Origin of the sequence: Pseudonocardia alaniniphila (assembly GCF_022524485.1) — a bacterium.
GTDB classification, from domain to species: domain Bacteria; phylum Actinomycetota; class Actinomycetes; order Mycobacteriales; family Pseudonocardiaceae; genus Pseudonocardia; species Pseudonocardia alaniniphila.
The window spans coordinates 145,558-163,058 of record NZ_JAKXMK010000002.1 but is presented as its reverse complement, the minus strand read 5'-3'; the positions used below and the strand labels follow the sequence as shown (position 1 = coordinate 163,058).

Genomic DNA, 17,501 nt, shown 5'->3' with positions numbered 1-17,501 from the left:
GAAATTCCACGACCCGAAAAAGGACAGCTGCGCCGCGCGATGCCTCGAGGAACGGCATCACTCACACTAACAGTTCGAGTCAGCGCGGAGAATCGAGAATGCGCTCGCGCTCGAAAGATGCGAATTACTTCTCGTGTGCCTGGTCGTACCCGAGGTCGCCGTCCGGGTCGAGATCACTGCCGCAGGCGCGAACACCACGAACCGGCAGGGGCGTCCGGGCGGCCGGGACGAAGACCTTCATCCGCCGCACCTCGTGCAGCAGGTCGTAGCCGTAATCACCGGTGTACTCGTGATCGCTCGACATCCACGTCCCCTTTGACCGCCGTACCCACCGCTTGTCACTCTCCGTGATCGGAGCGCTCCTGTCGGTGCCAGAAGATCATCACCCGATCGGAGCCCTCAGGCAAGGGTGATGTACCCGGCGTACGTCTTCAATCCCCCATGTGGTATGTGAACCCTCTCTTCCGGCACCTGGTAGAGAGGACCGAGTGGATCTCGAACTCAAGGGCAAGCGCGCCGTGGTCACGGGCGGCAGCCGCGGCATCGGACTGGCTGTCGCCGACCGGCTCGCCGCAGAAGGATCGTCCGTCGCGCTGGTCGCTCGCGACCGCGTCGCACTCGACAAGGCCGCCGAGCAGGTCGCGCGGCACGGCACCGCCGTGTTCGTCCGCCCCACGGACACACGCGACGACGGCGATGTGCGCGCCATGGTCGAGGACGTCGTCGCCGCACTGGGCGGAGTCGACATCCTGGTCAACGCTGCGGCAGAACCCGCGGCCGGAGCCGTGCCGCCGCTCGCGGAGCTCACCGACGACGCGCTCCGCGTGGAGATCGAGACGAAGGTGCTCGGCTACCTGCGCTGTGCCCGCGCCGTCGCTCCGCACATGACCGCCGCGGGCTGGGGCCGCATCGTCAACGTCAGTGGGCTCGCGGCCCGCCTCACCGGCTCGATCGTGGGTTCCATCCGCAACGTGGCTGTGGTCGCGATGACGAAGAACCTCGCCGACGAGCTCGGGCGAAGCGGCATCACGGTCACGGCCGTCCACCCCGGGATGACGGTCACCGAGCGCGTCTCCGAGTTCCACGCCGGCATGGCCGAGCGTGCCGGTGTGACAGCGGAGGAGATCACCGCCCGCTTCGCCGCCTCCACGAGCATCGGGCGGCTGATCACCGCCGAGGAGGTGGCCGATGTCGTGACCTTCCTCGCCTCACCGCGCAGCGTCGCGATCAGCGGCGACGCCATCCCCGTGGGCGGCGGCAGCCGAGGCACCATCCACTACTGACGGGCTAGAACCCCACTGTGATGCAGCCCGCGCGATCCCCCGCGGTACCGGCTTTGCCCGGCTCCATGGAGGTCGGCATGGTGTGGATGACCACGGACTGGGCACGCCGATCCTCCGGGAACTCCCAGTTCACGGTGGAGGTCGCCGTGGCGGCGCCCTGCGCGTCGGTGGTGAAGTCGAGCCAGATCTCGTTCTGCGGGTTGGCGTAGGCCGGGTCGACGCTGGGCTGAACGGGGTCGGGTGTGAACTGGAAGTGGGGTCCGGCATCGGCACCCGTGGCGCCGCACGGGTTCGCGTGCGCGTGGGCACCGTAGCGCCGGTTCGGCTCGAGCCCGGTGACGTCCATCGTGACGGTGGTGCGGCCATCGCCCTCGGTGGCGTCGACGACGGCCGTGGAACCGACCGGGACCAGCGTCTGGTCGTAGGTCACCGCCACTCCCGGAGGCGGCGCCGCAAACGTGCCGCTCGCCCGGATGGTCTCGCCGGCGGCCGGCGGCGCAGCGGGAGACGGGGGCGCCGCCGGAGCCGTGCCGCCACCTCCGCAGGCGGCAAGCGGGACACAGAGCAGGCCGAGGATCAGCAGTCGTCTCGAGCGCATGCCGAGCAGGATGGCGGACTCGGGGAGTTCCGGCAGGCTACAGCGAGCTATTGAGCCGGATCGGGGGTATGGATCGATCGCCCGATCTGGTAGGCAGCCGGTGCGTCACACAGCGTGGTGACGTCGCGGCCCGCACGGAGCACGATCGCCTGCATGAGCTTCGTCGTCCCCCCTGACGCCTATGAGCGATACATGGGCCGCTACTCCGAACCGCTCGCCGGCGGGTTCGCCGACCAGCTCCGGCTCCGCGCCGGGCAGCGGGCACTCGATGTCGGCTGCGGACCCGGCGCCCTGACCGCGGTGCTCGTCGCGCGCCTGGGAGCCGGTGCCGTCGCGGCGGTCGACCCGTCCGAACCGTTCGTGGCCGCCGCGCGGTCGCGCCTGCCGGGCGTCGACGTCCGTCACGGCGTCGCGGAGCACCTGCCGTTCGAGGACGACGGGTTCGACGTCGCAACGGCGCATCTCGTCGTGCACTTCATGGCGAACGCCGGTGCCGGCCTCGCCGAGATGGCCCGCGTCACGCGTTCCGGCGGCGTCGTCGCCGCCTGCGTCTGGGACCACCCCGGCGGCCGCGGACCGCTGTCGCCGCTCTGGCGGGCGGTGTACGACCTCGACCCGGACGCGCCCGGCGAATCCGACCGTCCCGGCTCACGCGCGGGCGAGCTGGCCGAGCTGTTCGCCGCCGCCGGACTGCGGGACATCCGCTCGTCGGAGCTCCACGTCACGGTCGCCTACCCGACCTTCGACGACTGGTGGGATCCGATGATGCTCGGCGTCGGACCGGCCGGGACCTACATCGCCGGGCTCGACGACGAACGGCGGGAGGCGCTGCGGACCCACTGCGCCGAGCTACAGCCACCGGCGCCGTTCGAGATCACGGCGGTCGCATGGTCGGCGGTCGGGGTGGTCGGCTGAGCCACTGGTAGCGCCTGCGCACCGGGTTTGTGCCCCGAAACCGAAGATGAACGACAAAAACCCGATCTACCGTTCCGTCATGGCTTCGACACTGAGAGTGGCGATCATCGGCGGCGGAATCGGCGGCTTGACCCTTGCTCTCGCGCTGCGCGAGCGCGGACTCACGGCGGATGTGTACGAGCAGACACCACAACTGACCGAGATCGGGGCCGCGGTGGCGCTCACCGCCAACGCCACGCGCGAGCTCGAACGCATCGGCCTGGGCGACCGGCTCGCGGCGGCGTCGACGACCCCCGAGGAACTGATCCACCGGCACTGGCGGGACGGCGCCAGGATCGCCGCACACCCGGTCCACAGTGGATCGTGGTACCGGAACCGGTTCCAGGCGCCCGTCCACGGCATCCGTCGGGCGCAGTTGCAGGTGATCCTCAGCAGCGCGCTCGCCGCCGGCACACTGCACCTGGGGTACCGGCTCGTCGGCCTCACCGAGCGACCCGATGGGCTCGTGCTCGGGTTCTCCGCCGGGGACACCGCGCACGCCGACGTCGTGGTCGGCGCCGACGGGATCCGCTCCACCGTCCGGCGCTGGGTGGCAGGCGACGACCACGAGATCTACTCGGGCACCAGTGGCTTCCGCGGGATCGTGCCCGTCGACCGACTACCGGGCCTGCCCGATCCGCAGTCCATCCAGTTCTGGACGGGTCCCGGCGCGCACCTGCTGCACTATCCGATCGGCCCGACGGGCGACAGCGTCAACTTCCTCGCGGTCGTCGAGGGCCCGCGGACGTGGGCCCGCACCGACGGCTGGGTCGACGACGTCGCCGCTGACGAACCGCTGCGCGCGTTCCACGGGTGGCATCCGGCGGCCACCGCGATGATCGGCGCAGTGACGCACGCCGTGCGCTGGGGCCTGTTCGCCGTGCGCCCCCTCCCGCGCTGGCACCGGGGCCGTGCCGTCCTGCTCGGCGATGCGGCCCACGCCATGCTGCCCCACCAGGGCCAGGGCGCGAACACGACCGTGGAGGACGCCTTCACGCTGGCCGCGCTCCTCGCGCAGGTGCCGGACACGATCGAGCTGCCCAGCGCGTTCGCGACCTACCAGGCGCTGCGGCGCGGCCGGACCCGCCGGATCCAACGCCTGTCGTGGCTCACCAACGCCCTGCTGCACCTGCCGGACGGCGCCGCGGCCGACGAACGCAACCGGGCGCTGGCGCGCCTCCCGCAGGAGATCGCCTGGATCCACGAGCACGACGTCCAGGCGACCCTGCGCCGTCGAACCGAACGCCTGGCCCGGAGCGGGCCTGCTCCCACGACGTGACAGCCGGGCTTCAGCCCGACCCGCGCCCGCTCGCCCCGCCGACTCTCGCAGGTCGCTCCACCTGCAGCGGGGTGTTGCCGAGGATCAGGTCGGCCGCCTTCTCCGCGAGCATCATCGTCGGCGCGTGCGTGGCGCTGTTCGGGCAGTACGGCATCGCCGACGCGTCCACCACGCGCAGGCCGTCGAGACCATGCACCCGCATCGTCGAGGGGTCCAGCACGGAGCCGGGACCGGTGCCCATCCGGCAGGTGGACGTCGGATGCATGTCGGTCTCGCCGGTGCGCCGAACCCAGTCCACGACGTCCTCGTCGCTCACCACGTCCGGGCCGGGCCAGGTCTCGCCCGCGTCGAGGTCACGGAACGCGTCCTGCGCGAAGATCTCCCGGGTGATCCGCAGCGCATCCACCCAGAACCGCCGGTCGGCCTCGGTGGACAGGTAGTTCATCCGGATCGCGGGCGGGATGTGCGGATCGGGCGAGGTGATCGCCACGGTGCCGGTGGCCTCGGCCAGCATGCCGGCCATGATCAGCTGGTAGCCGTGCTCCGGGGCGTCGTCGTGGAACCGCATCGCGACGGGTGCGAAGCCGAGCATGAGGTCCGGGTAGGTGGCCCCGGGGTTGCTGCGCAGGAACCCGCCGGCCTCGAAGATGTTGGTCGCCGCAGGTCCGCGCCCGGCCAGCCACTGCAGCCCGATACCGGGCCAGTTGCGCTTGCGCCGCATCTCGCCCATCGAGATCGGCTGCGCGCACGCGTGCTGGACCTTGGCCACCAGGTGGTCCATCAGGTTGTCCCCGACGCCCGGCAGGTCGTGCACCACCCGGACACCGGCGGCCGCGAGCGCGCTCGCGTTGCCGATGCCGGACAGCTGCAGCAACTGCGGGGAGTTGAACGCGCCCGCGGCCAGCACGACCTCGCCCGCTGTGACCTCGACCATCCGGCCCGACCGTTCCTCGTAGCGCACGCCGACTGCGCGGTCGCCCTCGAGACGGACCTGCGTGACCAGGACGTTCGAGCGAACCTTCAGGTTGGGCCGGTCGGCCACGGGGTGCAGGAACGCCCGGGCCGCCGAGAGCCGACGGCCGCGGTGGATCGTGCGCTCCCACGCGCCGAACCCCTCCGGGTCGGTCCCGTTGAGGTCCTCGGCCAACCGATGACCGGCCTGCTGCGCGGCGCTGAACAGCGCCGCGAACAGCGGGTTGGTGACAGGGCCGCGTTCGAGCCGCTGCGGGCCGCCGTAGCCGCGGACGGCCCCGGCCGACCCGATCGCGCTGGTCTCCAGCCGCTTGAAGTAGGGCAGGCAGTGGGCGTAGTCCCAGTCCCTCATGCCGGGATCGGCGCCCCACCGCTCGTAGTCCAGGGGGTGCCCGCGCTGGAAGACCATCGCGTTGATGCTGCTGGAGCCGCCGATCAGCTTGCCGCGCGGATGCTGCATACGCCTGCCGTGCATGTGCGGCTCGGGCTCGGACTCATAGCGCCAGTCGTGGAACGGGCTACCGACCGGGAAGCCCAACGCGCCGGGCATGTGGACCATGACGTCCCACAGGTGGTCGGGTCGGCCGGCCTCCAGCAGCAGCACGCGGTTGGCCGGGTCGGCGCTGAGCCGGTTGGCCAGCACCGAACCCGCGGACCCGGACCCGACGATCACGAAGTCGACCACGCGGTCACTCCCGCCCGACGCGGTCATCGAACCCCGCTCCTCTCGTCGTGAACGGTCATGCGGCGGGGGTGCTCAGCAGCTCGCAGAAATCCGACCAGCTGCCCGCTTTCCGGTCCCGTGCGCTGACGTCCATGACCTCGAGGGGCCAGCGGATACCGAGCACGGCGTCGTCGTAGCGGACGGCGACGTCGGCGGCGGGGTCGTGCTCCCGATCGATCCGGTAGCAGACGTCGGCCACCTCGGAGAGCGCCTGGAAGCCGTGCAGGAACCCGGGCGGGATGTACACGTGAACCATGTCCCGGTCATCGAGCCGCAACGCAATCCACCGTCCGAAGGTCGGCGACTGCGGCCGCGCGTCCACGACGATGTCGTGGACTGCGCCGAACGAGCAACGCACCAACTTTCCCTCACCGCATCCCTGCCGGCCGTGGAGACCGCGCACGACGCCGCGATGCGAGCGCGACTGGGAGTCCTGCCGGAACGTCGCAGGTTGCAGCCCTACCGACTCCGCGACGGCCGCGTCGAAGGTGCGGCTGAAGAAGCCCCGCGTGTCACGGTGCGGCGTGGGCTCGAAGAGCAGAACGCCCTCCAGTTCGGTGCGGCGCACCATCATGTCTGATCCCCCTGAAACGGAATGCCCGACGCGATCGCGACGGTCCCGATAAATCCGCCCGTAAGCGGGCATACGCCATGGCAAAGCGAGCTCGTTACGCGCATGACGCGAGATTGTAAGGAAGGCCACCTGAAGCGACCCTGAGAAAACACCGAGATCACCTATTCCCTCAGCGGATCCACAGCAACACACGTCCCAGCTGGATGTCCTGACATATCGCAGAGTAGGCAGTGTCGTTCACCACAGAGACCTCCGCTCGAGCCGGGTATCCCCCACCAAGACCAATGGCAGGCAACGACTCGCCAACGGTACCGCTTCTTGATCGGCGCAATCGGCGGATCCGGTTCCCCCACTCGTCGGTTGTGCGCGTGTGGCTCCGGCGAGTTCAGTTGGCCCCGCCGCAGGAGGGGGTAACCCGATATGAAGCCCTTTGTCGTGAACCGGCACGGACGGATCGTTTTCCCTGCGAACGTCCTCGGAGCACTCGACTTCTCAGTACTCGACACAATCGATCAGTTCAGAGCCGTGATCGGACGCGACTTCGAAGCGAAGGCCCCGACCGGCACCGACATCCTCGCCCGGGTCAACTCCGGCGAGTACCCGAACCGCTTCGCGTTGCTGCGCGACCTCGGTCAGAACCTGTATTGGGTCAACCGGTACGCGTTGCCGATGTTCGACAAGCGGCCGACCCGCTGGCGCGACATGCCACGGAACCGCTCCGATGTCTTTCTCCCCCTGCTCCACCCCTGGGAGGACGCCGACCGGAAGGTGGCCGCCGTCGAGCAGGCCTACAAGGAGCTGCCCGCGGCGTGGGACGCCGACGCCGAGGGCCGGATCTTCGACCTGCTCTTCGACGTGTTCCGGAACAAGCGCCACCAGGCCACCGAGCTTCCGGTGATCCCGCCGACCGTGGCCGAGATGACGGCGCGGCCGGACTCGCTGACCTACGTGCTGCACCAGCACGACCCGGACTACCCGGTGTTCCGCTCCGGCCAGATCATCGACGCCGACGAGGACGTGCCCGAACTGGAGGCGCTCCTGCGGTGGGCGATGGTGCTGCACAACCAGTACCCCTGGGCACGTGAGCACACCGCCCTGCGTCCGGTGAGCACCATCGGCGACGACGACTTCGTGATCGCCCTGCACCCGCGCAGCCGCGAGGTCGCGGCGTTCATCGACCGGGCCCGGGCCCAGGGCGCGGAGGACGCACCGGTCGCCTTCTGGTCGACGGGAAGGACGGTGACCGAGGCGCGGCCCCCGATCCGGCCCTACCCGCCCGTCCGCGTGGGCGAGGCGTTCGCGGTGCTGCCGAAGCTGGAGGCGCTGTCGGTCGTCCGAGGCGAGCACGTCTGCAGCAACGACGACGTCATCCGGAACTCGTGCTTCTCGTGGTCGCCGATGAGTGCCGCGGAGATCAGCGCGAAGACCGGCATCGAGCAGCGTCGTTACTCGGCACGTCCGCTCGAGCAGCTCGCGCTCGACGCGGCGCGGGCCGCGCTGGCGCACGCCGGACGTGCGCCGGAGGAGATCGGCGCCGTGCTCGTCGCGACCTGCACGAGCGACCGCCTGATCCCGTCGACGGCGTGCTGGCTCTCCGGCGAGCTCGGAATCCTGCAGACGCACGCGTCGGTCGACCTGGTCGCGGCCTGCGCGGGTCTGCCCTACGGCCTCGCCGAAGCGGTGCGGCAGCTGCAGGAGGTGCGACGCCCGGTCCTGCTGGTCTGCGTGGAGAAGTTCTCCGACAAGATCGGCAGCATCCGGACCTCCCGGATGATCTTCGGCGATGGCGCCGCCGCGATCGTCGTCGCGCCTGCCACGGCGGACGAGGCCGGTGACGTGCAGGTACTGCAGACCTACGCCAGCGGCCCGGCCAGCGAGGTGAACTCGATCGTCTGGCCGAACCCGGAGTTCGACAACGACATCACGGTGTACGGGCCCGAGGTGAAGTCGCTGGTGCGACGCTACCTGGCACAGATGATCTCCGAGCTCGAGGAGCAGAGCGACCCTGACTCCGCCGGCCGGAGCCTGCTGGAGAGCATCGAGCTGATCGTCCCCCATCAGGCGAACAAGACGATGGTCGTCGACCTCGCGCGCAAGGCAGGGCTCAAGGAGGAGCAGCTCTACTTCAACATCGCCGAGATCGGCAACGTCTCGGCCGCAAGCATCCCCATCGCGCTGTATGACGCCGTGCGCGACGGCGTGATCACCGGTCCGACCAGGGTGTTCGCGCCCGGCTTCGGCGCCGGCGCCGTCGGCGGGTACGCGGTGCTCACGATGGACCCTGCGATCGCGGCCCCGGAGCCGGACGAGGCTCTGGCCGACCTGCCCGCGCCGCGGACACCTCCCAACCCCACCAGCGAGGACGTCCGGGTCGCGTTCGGACAGTAGCGCGACGTGAGCGGAGTCATGTGCCGGGTACACCCCCGGGAAAGACCAGAAATACGTGGCCCGAGCCAGGAGGCCGCGGGCGGGTGGACGTCGACGAAAAGGGGCTCGACATGACCGACCAGAAGGTGGCCATCGTGACCGGGGGCGCGCGCGGGATCGGCGCTGCGATCACCAGCGTGCTGGCCCGCTCGGGCGTGCACGTGGCTGCGGGGTACAGCACCAACCGGCAGGCCGCCGAGGAACTGTCCGAGAAGCTCAAGGCCGACGGCTGCTCGGTGTCGGTGCACCAGGGCAACGTGGGCGAACCCGATGACTGCCACCGGGTGGTCGACGAGGTGCTCACCGAGCGGGGCCGGGTCGACCACCTGGTCAACAACGCCGGCATCACCGTCGACAAGACCATGCGGAAGATGTCGATGGACGACTGGCACGCGGTGCTGCGGATCAACCTCTCCGGCGCGTTCTACATGTCGAAGGCCGTGCTGAACCACATGCTGGAGCGTGGCTCCGGGCGCATCGTCAACATCAGCTCGGTGATCGGGCAGAAGGGCAACATCGGGCAGGTCAACTACGCGGCGTCGAAGTCCGGCCTGTTCGGCATGACGCAGAGCCTGGCCCTGGAGGTGGCCCGCAAGGGGATCACCGTGAACTGCGTGGCTCCCGGCTACGTCGAGACCGAGATGGTGGCCGCGGTGCCGGAGAAGGTGCTCGAGAAGATCGTCTCCGGCATCCCCGTGGGACGGCTGGCGCAGGCGCACGAGGTCGCCCGCGCGGTGCAGTTCCTCGTCGACGACGAGGCCGGGTACATCACCGGGTCCGTCGTGTCGGTCAACGGCGGCATGGACATGTAGACCATCCGGTCGGTCAGCGCCGACCGACCGGCCCTGCGTCCGCCGCCGATCCCCACCGCCGGCCGGACCATCCGTCGCGGACTGCCGGCACACCCTTGGCTTGCGCAACCGCACCGGGCGCCCGGCGCAGCCGTCCGCCTGCGGGACACGGTGGACCGGCGCCCACCGGCTGGGCGGACAACCGCAGGACGGACCGTTTCCTCGTCCCGGGCCCAGGCCCTTCGCGGCTCGCCGGAAATGGGGAGGCGATGTCGGCACGCCGCCGGAAATGCCGTCGGCCACGCGGTCCCCCATTCCCGGATCGACTCCCATCTTTTACCTGTGATTGACACTCAACACACAGATGATGTGTTCGAAACAATAATAGTGATCATCCGGTGACGCAAGAACCACGCGTTCATGGCGGGAGGATGACCACTCTCCGGACACACCCGACCCGGCATTGTGATCGCCCGGAGTGAGACCGTTGCGACCCGCTCCGCGATCGGCCGCGGAGCTGTGCGCGTTCGAGGCGATCGATTTCCCCCGAACCGGGAGATCGCCGGCAAAAACGAGCAGATCGGGGGCTGTTTTCCGCAGCGAAGCGGCGTAACAGTCGTCACATGTCGAAGCTCAAGGTGTTTGCCGGGTTCATCCCGTGGATCGTCTTCAGCCTGTTCGCCACCAGAACGGGCACGGGCACCGTGGCCACGGCCGGGTTCCTGGCGTGCGTCGTCGCCGTGCTGTTCATCATTCGGGACGCTCGCCGCGGCGAGTCGCCCAAGGTGCTCGAGGTGAGCGGAGCAATTGCGTTCGCGGCGATCGCGATCGCCGCGCTCGTGGATCCGAGGGCGGACGCCTTCCTCGCCACCTATGGGCGTTCACTCGCCACCTGGACGCTGGCGATCGTGATCTTCGCGATGCTGCCGTTCATGCCGTTCACCGAGCAGTACGCGCGGGAGAGCGTGCCCCGCGAGTACTGGCACACCGCCCGGTTCCGGTCGATCAACCGCCGCATCAGCGCAGCCTGGGGCGTCGCGATCGCCGTGATGGCGGCGAGTCACCTCCTGGCGGCCCTGTTCATCTCCGTGGGGACCGACGTCGGCGTGCCGAGCAGGCCGATCGACCTGTTCTTCAACTGGATCCTGCCGATCGCGGTGATCTGGTGGGCGGTCAGCTACACCATCCGATACAGCAAGGGCCCGCACGAGGCGGCTCAGACGCACGCCACTTCCCCGGCGGACCGCCGGCGGACCGCCTGACCAGCGAAACGTCGCCGTACATGTCAGCCGATGGAGTTGCTCGGCCGCGATGAGGACTCGTGCCGCGGCGCACGGGGCATTCCGCGCGCGTGACGGCACGTCCGGCGAAAGCCGCGGAGGCCGTCACGGCCGACCCGAACCAGCCCGGAAGGACCGACAATGACGACCTCCCAGTCCGTCCGTCCCGCCGCCACCGGCTCCCGCGCCCTGACCGGCGGGTTCTTCGCCGACACCGACTTCGACTTCGAGACGCGCCTCGCCCTCGGTGCCACCGCCTACGGCGTCGGCGACCCGGGCAGCGTGCTCGCCACCGTCAACGGCATCGCGGACGGCGACTGGCGGGGCTGGTTCTCCGCGTGGACGCACAGGGGCGACCAGTTCGCCGCGCTCGGTGTCGCGAGCGCCGCCGATCCACCCGGGGCCATGTGGGCGCACCTGTCCGCGTCGGCCGCCTACTCCCGGGCCCTCGCCGCGGTGGACGGACTGCCCGCTGGGGAGGCCGCGGACCTCATGCTTCCGACGTTCCGGAGCTCGCGCCGCAGCTGGAACGCGATGATCGACTCGTCGGGCGGCCGATTCGTCCGCGTGGAGATCCCCTACGAGGGAGCGACGCTGCCGGGTTACCTGCTGCGGCCCGACTCCTCCGGTGCGCCGCGTCCGACCTTCGTCATGACCAACGGCAGCGACGGCGCCCTCACCGGCCTCTGGTCGAGCGGCGCGGCCGAAGCACTCGCGCGTGGGTGGAACGCCTTCGTGTACGACGGCCCGGGCCAGCAGTCCCTGCTGTTCGAACGCGGTGTGACGTTCCGGCCCGACTGGGAGGCCGTGCTGACGCCCGTGGTGGACGTGCTCGTCGACCGTGCTGACGTGGACGCGCAGGCACTCACGGCGTACGGGATCAGCCAGGCCGGGTACTGGCTCCCTCGGGCGCTGGCGTTCGAGCATCGCTTCGTGGCGGCCGTGGCCGATCCGGGCGTCGTCGACGTGTCGGCCTCCTGGATGAGCTACATGCCACCGGAGATGATCGCGCTGCTCGACAACGGCCAGAAGGACACCTTCAACGCGTACATGGCCGAGGCCGCCGGCCAGGATCCCGCGCTGGAGCGCACCTTCGCCTTCCGCGCCCGCCCTTACGGCATCGACGACTCCTTCGACCTGTTCACCGCGGTGCGCACCTACCAGCTTCGCGACGTCGCCGCCCGGATCCGCACTCCCCTGCTGATCACCGACCCGGAGGACGAGCAGTTCTGGCCAGGCCAGTCCAAGCAGCTCGCGGGCCTGCTGAAGGCACCGCACGAGCTCGCGCCGTTCAGCGTGGCCGACGGGGCGAACTTCCACTGCCAGCCCCTCGCACCCCGCCGGACCGCCCAACGGATCTTCAGCTGGCTGTCCATGCACCTGGACGCCACGAGAACCCGGTAGCCGAGCCCGGACCGGTGATCATGAGACCGCCCGGACCGACCGGGTAGACGAACGACCGGCCCGCCGCCCCCACCTGTCGCACGAAAGGCCGCTCGCCCACCTCCCGAGCCGGGCGGCCGTCCTCCCAGGCACCCCATCCCGGCCTCATGATCAACGATTGGGGACGAGCAACCGCGCCAGCACCGGTTACCGACCCCGAACCAGTGATCATGACGCCACCGGACCGAGCGGCCAGCCGAACGAGCGGCCGAGCACTCGTACCCGGCTTCATGATCACCGATCGGAAACGGGCAGCCGTGTCGACAGCGGTTACCGCGCCCGAGCCGGTGATCATGAGACCCGGATCGAGCGGGAAGACGACAAGCGGCCGCCCGCCCCCGACCCACCGCACGACCGTGCCGCTCGTCCACCCCCGCGCCGGCCAGCCGGGCAGCCAGCCTCTCAGGCACCCCACCTCGGCCTCATGATCAATGATCGGGGACGAGCAACCGCGCCAGCACCGGTTACCGACCCCGAACCAGTGATCATGACGCCACCGGACCGAGCGGCCAGACGAACGAGCGGACCGCCCCCGACCCACCGCACCAACGCGCCACTCGTCCACCCCGCGCCGGCCAGCCGCGCGGCCGGCCTCTCAGGCACCCACCCCGGCGCCATGATCAACGATCGGGGAGCGGCAACCGCGTCATCAGCAGTTGCCAGGACCAAACCGATGATCATGACACCGCCCGACCAAGCGGCAAGCCGAACGAGGGGCCTGCCCCCGACCCACCGCACCAACGCGCCACTCGTCCACCCCGCGCCGGCCAGCCGGGCGGCCGTCCTCCCAGGCACCCCATCCCGGCCTCATGATCAACGATCGGGACGAGCAACCGCGCCAGCACCGGTTACCGACCCCGAACCAGTGATCATGACGCCACCGGACCAAGCGGCCAGCCGAACGAGCGGCCCGCCGACCCGTCATCCACCTCCCGAGCCGGCCGGTCGGCCCAGCAGCCCACCCGGCCCCATGATCAACGATCGGGGAGCGGCAACCGTGTCATCAACAGTTGCCGGAACCAAACCGGTGATCATGACACCGCCCGACCAAGCGGCAAGCCGAACGAGCGCCCCGCCCCGCCCCACCGAACCAACGCGCCGCTCGTCCACCCCGCGCCGGCCAGCCGAGCGCGTCCTCCCAGGCACCCCGCTCGACCCACATGTCAGCAGCGGTGCCGGCCCGGTCACGTCAGCCCGAGCCCACCGTCGACAGACAGGACCTGGCCCGTGACCCACGCAGCCGACGGGTCGGCGAACTGCACGATCCACATGGCCACCTCGTGGGCCTCACCGCGCCTGCCGAGCGGGATGCGGGCGGCCTCCTCGTCCTTGACCTGGGCGATGACCGCCTCGGACAGCCCGGCCGCTGTGAGGGCGCCGGTCTCGGTCGGTCCGGGCGCGACGGCGTTCACCCGCACGCGGTGCGGCGCCAGTTCCAGCGCCCAGCTTCGCGTGAGGTGTTCGAGCGCCGCCTTGGACGCGCCGTAGTGGGCGAAGCCCGGGGCGGGCAGGTGGCCGAACGTGCTCGACACGTTGACGATCGCGCCGCGGCTCTCGCGCAACCACGGCAGCGCAGCCGCGGCCAGCAGGCTCGGTGCGGTGATGTTGGTGTCGACGAGGTCGGCGATGCCCTCCGCTGTGACGTCGGCCAGCGGCATCGCCGCGAACACTCCGGCGTTGTTGACCAGGACGTCGATCCGGCCCCACCGCTCCGCGGCCGCTGCCACGATCGCTCCGGCCGCGTCCGGGGCCCGCACGTCGGCCGCGAACGGGACGACCGACGGGAGCCCGTCCGCCGTGGCGTCCAGCGCGTCGGGGCGTCGGCCCACGACGAGGACGTCGGCCCCCGCCGCGCCGAGCGCGCGCGCTGCCGCCCGCCCGATACCCGAACCCGCCCCCGTCACGATCACGGCCAGCCCGGCGAAGGAATTCGTTCGATGTTCGTCGACCATAGAACGAAGGTAGCATCGCCGCATGGAAGAGACCGGCGAGATGACGTTGCCCCGCGTGCTCACCGCGCTGAGCGACCCGACGCGCATCGGGTTGGTCCGCGCGCTGGCCGACGGCTCCGAGCAGGGATGGGGCGACCTGCGCACCCCGGTCGCCAAGTCGACCTTGAGCTACCACCTGAAGCTCCTGCGTGACGCCGGAGTCACCTGCACCCGGAAGGAAGGCACGCGCTGCTTCGTGCGCCTGCGCCGCGATGAGATCGAGGAACGTTTTCCCGGCCTGCTGGCGAGCGTGCTGGCCGCGGCCGAGGCGGACGGGGTGGGGGCGGACGTGAGCGTGCAGCGGGCCCGCCACGCCGCCGGGCGGCCGTAGGCGGACCGCCGCCGCGGTATCGGACGGAGGAACGCTGCAAGCCGTGCGGTATGACTGAAGTAAGCTCCGAGTATGACTGCTGAGCGTGTGACGGTAAGTCTCCCGCCGGACGTACTGAGCAGCGCCCGCGAAGCAGTGGCCGCAGGCGCAGCAGAGAGCCTGTCGGCGTTCGTCGCCGACGCCCTGCGCAACCAGCTGACGCGGGCCCACGCACTGGCCGAGCTCGAGCGCGTGCTCGGCGGACGCCCACCGCGTGAGGTGCTCGACACCGTGCGCCGCGACCTGGGACTCGCGTCCGCGTGATCGGCGGCCGTGTGCTCGACGCCTCAGCCGTGGTCGCGTTCGCTTCCGGGAGGTCGGTGTACTCCGCCGCCCTGGTGTGGACCGCCGTCGAGGAAGGGCTTGTGCTCTCGATCCCCTCCACGGGGGTGGCAGCAGCATGGGCGCTGCTGGACGAGAAGGACCGTCCGGTGCTGGAGGTTCTGCTGCAGTTACCGGTGGCCGTCATCGACGACCTCACCGCCGCGCGTGCGCGCACGGTCGGCTGGGCGGGGGGCGAACTGCTCGAGGCCCACGCGCTGCTCTGCGCGCGGGATCGCGGGTGGCCACTGGTCACGAGGGACGCCAGCCGCTACATCGACACCGACCTGGCCGGCGTCGATCTCGAACAGCTGCCCTGACAGCAGCGAACGACCGGGCGCGTCAGACCGCGTAGGTGTGGTCCGGCACGTCGCTGATGAACATGTACCCGGGCGCGTGGGTGATCGCGAACGGCGGCCGGGACGTCATGATCGCGGCCTGGGGGGTCACCCCGCAGGCCCAGAAGACGGGCACCTCGCCGTCGCGGATCTCGACCGGGTCGCCGAAGTCGGGAGCGGACAGGTCCGTGATGCCCAGCGCCTCCGGGTCGCCGATGTGCACCGGGGCCCCGTGCACGGAGGGGAACTGGCCGCTGATGCGCACCGCGTCGGCCACACGGTCGGCGGCAATCGGCCGCATCGACACCACCAGCGGGCCGCTCAGGCGCCCGGCGGGCCGGCACTGCCGGTTGGTGCGGTACATCGAGACGTTGCTTCCCCGGCTGATGTGGCGCACCTCGATGCCCGCCGCCAGCATCGGCGTCTCGAAGGTGAAGCTGCAACCGATCAGGAACGCGACGAGGTCGTCGGACCAGTAGCGGGTGATCTCGTCGGGCTCGTCCACCAGCTCGCCGTCGCGCCACACGCGGTAGGCGGGCAGGTCGGTGCGCAGGTCGGCGCCTTCTGCCAGCGCGGTGTAGGGGCTGCCCGGCTCGGTCACGTCGATGATCGGGCACGGCTTGGGGTTGCGCTGTCCGAACAGGAGCGTCTCGTAGGCGTACTCGCGCGGGACGACGATCATGTTGGCCTGCGCGTAGCCGGGCGCCCAGCCCGCGGTCGGCACCCGCACGCCGGCGCGGAAGCGGCTACGAGCCTCGGCGGGGCCGATCGTGGAAGCGGCAGGGCCTGGGACCGGGAGGGCCGGTGCCGGAGTGGATTGAGCTGGGATGGTCATGGCGCTTCCTCAGTGAAAGATCGATCCGATGGAAGTCAGTGAGACGACCGCCGCGAAGGCGGTGAACAGCCAGGCGGCGATGCCGGCGGTGAGCAGCACGGTGGGATACCGGTAGCGCTCGATCAGGTCGCGGCGGCGCAGCGCGACCCACAGGATGATGGCGAGCCCGATCGGCAGGACGAGGCCGTTGATCGCACCGGCGAACACCAGCATCGACTGCGGTGTCTGCCCCGCGGCGACGAACACGACGGTGGCCAGCGCGATCAGCACGATCACCGTGCGGTTCATGTGCCGGCGGATCGGGGCCGCGTAGGACCGCAGGAAGGTGGCGGTGGTGTAGGAGTTGCCGATCGTGCTCGTCATCCCGGCCGCCCAGAACACCAGTCCGAACAGGTGCAGTCCGACGGGGCCGAACGCGGCCAGGAAGCTCGAGCCTGCCGCGTCGTTCGGGTTGGCGAGATGCACCCCGGTGGCCACCACACCGAAGAACCCGAGGAACAGCACGATCCGCAGGATGCACGCCACCAGGATGCCGGTGAGAGCCCCGCTGTTGATACGGGAGACGTTCCGGGCCCCGGTGATCCCGCTGTCGATGAGGCGGTGGGCGCCGGAGTAGGTGATGAAGCCGCCTACGGTGCCGCCGATCAGCGTGAGGATCGGCAGGAACGGCAGGCCCTGCGGGTCCACGGTGCCGATGACCGCCTCACCCACGGGCGGAGCCGTGACGGCGACGAGGGCGATGATCAGCCCGATCTTGACCAGGCCGAGCACCACCATGACCCGGTCGACCGCGGTGAAGACGGACTTGCCGAGGAAGATCGCGATGGCGAGGCAGCCGCTGATCGCGGTGCCGATCCGGGGATCGATGCCGAGCAGGTCGTGCAGCCCGAGGCCCGCGCCCGCGACGTTGCCGATGTTGAAGACGATCGCGCCCAGCACGACGAACGCGCTGAGGATCTGGCCCGCGCCGGGGAAGACCTTGCTGGCGAGATCCTGGGCCCGCTGCCCGGAGATCCCGAGGATCCGCCACACGTTCAGCTGCACGGCGATGTCGATGAGCATCGAGACCACCACCGCGCAGGCGAACGAGGCGCCGTAGAGCACCGTGAACGAGGCGGTCTGGGTGATGAAGCCCGGGCCTGCGGCACTCATCGCCATCAGTACGGCGGCACCGAGCAACGGGGGCACCCGAAGTCGCACCCGGCGCGGCACGTCCCCGGTGGATTCATCCGTGCTGGTAGAGCCGTCCATCACACTCCTCGCTCGCGACTGCGAGCGAGTCTAGGTTAGACGTCAGACGTCTAGCCTAAAGAGTGAGAGG

Annotated in this window: 17 protein-coding genes; 10 read left to right on the top strand and 7 right to left on the bottom strand. The window is 70.3% G+C overall.

Translation table 11 applies throughout. From position 1 onward, the window contains the following. Nucleotides 1-124 precede the first annotated feature (124 nt). Nucleotides 125-304: a hypothetical protein gene (locus MMF94_RS01815; RefSeq protein WP_241034603.1), complete on the bottom strand. Its 180-nt coding sequence runs from the start codon at nt 302-304 to the stop codon at nt 125-127. Nucleotides 305-488: 184 nt separating this feature from the next. Here MMF94_RS01815 and MMF94_RS01810 point away from each other — a divergent pair, with 184 nt between their 5' ends. Then, entirely contained in the window at nt 489-1,283 is a 795-nt protein-coding gene (locus MMF94_RS01810) for an SDR family NAD(P)-dependent oxidoreductase (protein WP_241034602.1), read from the top strand. A gap of 4 nt (nt 1,284-1,287) precedes the next feature. On the opposite strand, the gene MMF94_RS01805 is transcribed toward MMF94_RS01810, so the two are convergent. After that, nucleotides 1,288-1,881 carry a superoxide dismutase family protein gene (locus MMF94_RS01805; RefSeq protein ID WP_241034601.1) on the bottom strand — a complete coding sequence of 198 codons (594 nt, stop codon included), beginning with the start codon at nt 1,879-1,881 and terminating at the stop codon, nt 1,288-1,290. A gap of 153 nt (nt 1,882-2,034) precedes the next feature. Here MMF94_RS01805 and MMF94_RS01800 point away from each other — a divergent pair, with 153 nt between their 5' ends. Together MMF94_RS01800 and MMF94_RS01795 are read left to right on the top strand one after the other, a co-directional pair. Next, on the top strand, nt 2,035-2,796 hold the full coding sequence (locus MMF94_RS01800) for a class I SAM-dependent methyltransferase (RefSeq protein WP_241034600.1): 762 nt from the start codon (nt 2,035-2,037) through the stop codon (nt 2,794-2,796). A 79-nt stretch (nt 2,797-2,875) separates the two neighbouring features. Beyond that, a complete protein-coding gene (locus tag MMF94_RS01795; RefSeq protein WP_241034599.1) occupies nt 2,876-4,114 on the top strand; it encodes an FAD-dependent monooxygenase in 1,239 nt (412 codons plus the stop codon). Between the two features lie 10 nt (nt 4,115-4,124). Here MMF94_RS01795 and MMF94_RS01790 read toward each other — a convergent pair whose 3' ends face one another. Beyond that, nucleotides 4,125-5,798, bottom strand: coding sequence for a choline dehydrogenase (locus tag MMF94_RS01790; protein ID WP_241034598.1), 1,674 nt, complete (start codon nt 5,796-5,798; stop codon nt 4,125-4,127). Between the two features lie 28 nt (nt 5,799-5,826). After that, entirely contained in the window at nt 5,827-6,384 is a 558-nt protein-coding gene (rfbC, locus tag MMF94_RS01785) for a dTDP-4-dehydrorhamnose 3,5-epimerase (protein ID WP_241034597.1), read from the bottom strand. A gap of 420 nt (nt 6,385-6,804) precedes the next feature. Here rfbC and MMF94_RS01780 point away from each other — a divergent pair, with 420 nt between their 5' ends. From MMF94_RS01780 to MMF94_RS01765, 4 genes are all read left to right on the top strand, one after another. Then, complete coding sequence (locus MMF94_RS01780) at nt 6,805-8,772, top strand: 3-oxoacyl-[acyl-carrier-protein] synthase III C-terminal domain-containing protein (protein ID WP_241034596.1); 1,968 nt, start codon at nt 6,805-6,807, stop codon at nt 8,770-8,772. A 110-nt stretch (nt 8,773-8,882) separates the two neighbouring features. After that, complete coding sequence (locus tag MMF94_RS01775) at nt 8,883-9,623, top strand: beta-ketoacyl-ACP reductase (protein ID WP_241034634.1); 741 nt, start codon at nt 8,883-8,885, stop codon at nt 9,621-9,623. Nucleotides 9,624-10,225: 602 nt separating this feature from the next. Beyond that, complete coding sequence (locus MMF94_RS01770; RefSeq protein ID WP_241034595.1) at nt 10,226-10,864, top strand: hypothetical protein; 639 nt, start codon at nt 10,226-10,228, stop codon at nt 10,862-10,864. Between the two features lie 159 nt (nt 10,865-11,023). Next, nucleotides 11,024-12,286: an alpha/beta hydrolase family protein gene (locus tag MMF94_RS01765; protein ID WP_241034594.1), complete on the top strand. Its 1,263-nt coding sequence runs from the start codon at nt 11,024-11,026 to the stop codon at nt 12,284-12,286. Nucleotides 12,287-13,509: 1,223 nt separating this feature from the next. Here MMF94_RS01765 and MMF94_RS01760 read toward each other — a convergent pair. Continuing rightward, entirely contained in the window at nt 13,510-14,277 is a 768-nt protein-coding gene (locus MMF94_RS01760; protein WP_241034593.1) for an SDR family NAD(P)-dependent oxidoreductase, read from the bottom strand. 22 nt (nt 14,278-14,299) lie between these two features. Between MMF94_RS01760 and MMF94_RS01755 the strand changes: the two genes are divergently transcribed. The 3 genes from MMF94_RS01755 (at nt 14,300) to MMF94_RS01745 (ending at nt 15,327) form a co-directional block, all read left to right on the top strand. Next, complete coding sequence (locus MMF94_RS01755) at nt 14,300-14,647, top strand: ArsR/SmtB family transcription factor (RefSeq protein WP_241034592.1); 348 nt, start codon at nt 14,300-14,302, stop codon at nt 14,645-14,647. Between the two features lie 72 nt (nt 14,648-14,719). Beyond that, a complete protein-coding gene (locus MMF94_RS01750) occupies nt 14,720-14,950 on the top strand; it encodes a hypothetical protein (RefSeq protein ID WP_241034591.1) in 231 nt (76 codons plus the stop codon). Further along, nucleotides 14,947-15,327 carry a hypothetical protein gene (locus MMF94_RS01745; RefSeq protein ID WP_241034590.1) on the top strand — a complete coding sequence of 127 codons (381 nt, stop codon included), beginning with the start codon at nt 14,947-14,949 and terminating at the stop codon, nt 15,325-15,327. The genes MMF94_RS01750 and MMF94_RS01745 overlap by 4 nt, the downstream gene beginning before the upstream one ends. 22 nt (nt 15,328-15,349) lie before the next feature. Here the strand turns inward: MMF94_RS01745 and MMF94_RS01740 are convergent, their stop codons facing one another. Together MMF94_RS01740 and MMF94_RS01735 are read right to left on the bottom strand one after the other, a co-directional pair. Further along, the gene (locus MMF94_RS01740; RefSeq protein WP_241034589.1) at nt 15,350-16,180 is read right to left on the bottom strand and encodes a putative hydro-lyase; all 831 of its coding nucleotides are present in this window, start codon (nt 16,178-16,180) and stop codon (nt 15,350-15,352) included. Between the two features lie 9 nt (nt 16,181-16,189). Further along, on the bottom strand, nt 16,190-17,431 hold the full coding sequence (locus MMF94_RS01735) for an NRAMP family divalent metal transporter (RefSeq protein WP_241034588.1): 1,242 nt from the start codon (nt 17,429-17,431) through the stop codon (nt 16,190-16,192). Between the last annotated feature and the right edge of the window lie 70 nt (nt 17,432-17,501).

Bases quoted from the DNA above. Each gene is read 5' to 3' on its own strand.
- MMF94_RS01775 (WP_241034634.1), top strand. From the start codon at position 8,883: ATGACCGACCAGAAGGTGGCCATCGTGACCGGGGGCGCGCGCGGGATC.
- MMF94_RS01770 (WP_241034595.1), top strand. From the start codon at position 10,226: ATGTCGAAGCTCAAGGTGTTTGCCGGGTTCATCCCGTGGATCGTCTTC.
- MMF94_RS01760 (WP_241034593.1), bottom strand. From the start codon at position 14,277: ATGGTCGACGAACATCGAACGAATTCCTTCGCCGGGCTGGCCGTGATC.
- rfbC (WP_241034597.1), bottom strand. From the start codon at position 6,384: ATGATGGTGCGCCGCACCGAACTGGAGGGCGTTCTGCTCTTCGAGCCC.
- MMF94_RS01755 (WP_241034592.1), top strand. From the start codon at position 14,300: ATGGAAGAGACCGGCGAGATGACGTTGCCCCGCGTGCTCACCGCGCTG.
- MMF94_RS01815 (WP_241034603.1), bottom strand. From the start codon at position 304: ATGTCGAGCGATCACGAGTACACCGGTGATTACGGCTACGACCTGCTG.
- MMF94_RS01795 (WP_241034599.1), top strand. From the start codon at position 2,876: ATGGCTTCGACACTGAGAGTGGCGATCATCGGCGGCGGAATCGGCGGC.
- MMF94_RS01765 (WP_241034594.1), top strand. From the start codon at position 11,024: ATGACGACCTCCCAGTCCGTCCGTCCCGCCGCCACCGGCTCCCGCGCC.
- MMF94_RS01780 (WP_241034596.1), top strand. From the start codon at position 6,805: ATGAAGCCCTTTGTCGTGAACCGGCACGGACGGATCGTTTTCCCTGCG.
- MMF94_RS01735 (WP_241034588.1), bottom strand. From the start codon at position 17,431: ATGGACGGCTCTACCAGCACGGATGAATCCACCGGGGACGTGCCGCGC.
- MMF94_RS01800 (WP_241034600.1), top strand. From the start codon at position 2,035: ATGAGCTTCGTCGTCCCCCCTGACGCCTATGAGCGATACATGGGCCGC.
- MMF94_RS01740 (WP_241034589.1), bottom strand. From the start codon at position 16,180: ATGACCATCCCAGCTCAATCCACTCCGGCACCGGCCCTCCCGGTCCCA.
- MMF94_RS01750 (WP_241034591.1), top strand. From the start codon at position 14,720: ATGACTGCTGAGCGTGTGACGGTAAGTCTCCCGCCGGACGTACTGAGC.
- MMF94_RS01790 (WP_241034598.1), bottom strand. From the start codon at position 5,798: ATGACCGCGTCGGGCGGGAGTGACCGCGTGGTCGACTTCGTGATCGTC.
- MMF94_RS01805 (WP_241034601.1), bottom strand. From the start codon at position 1,881: ATGCGCTCGAGACGACTGCTGATCCTCGGCCTGCTCTGTGTCCCGCTT.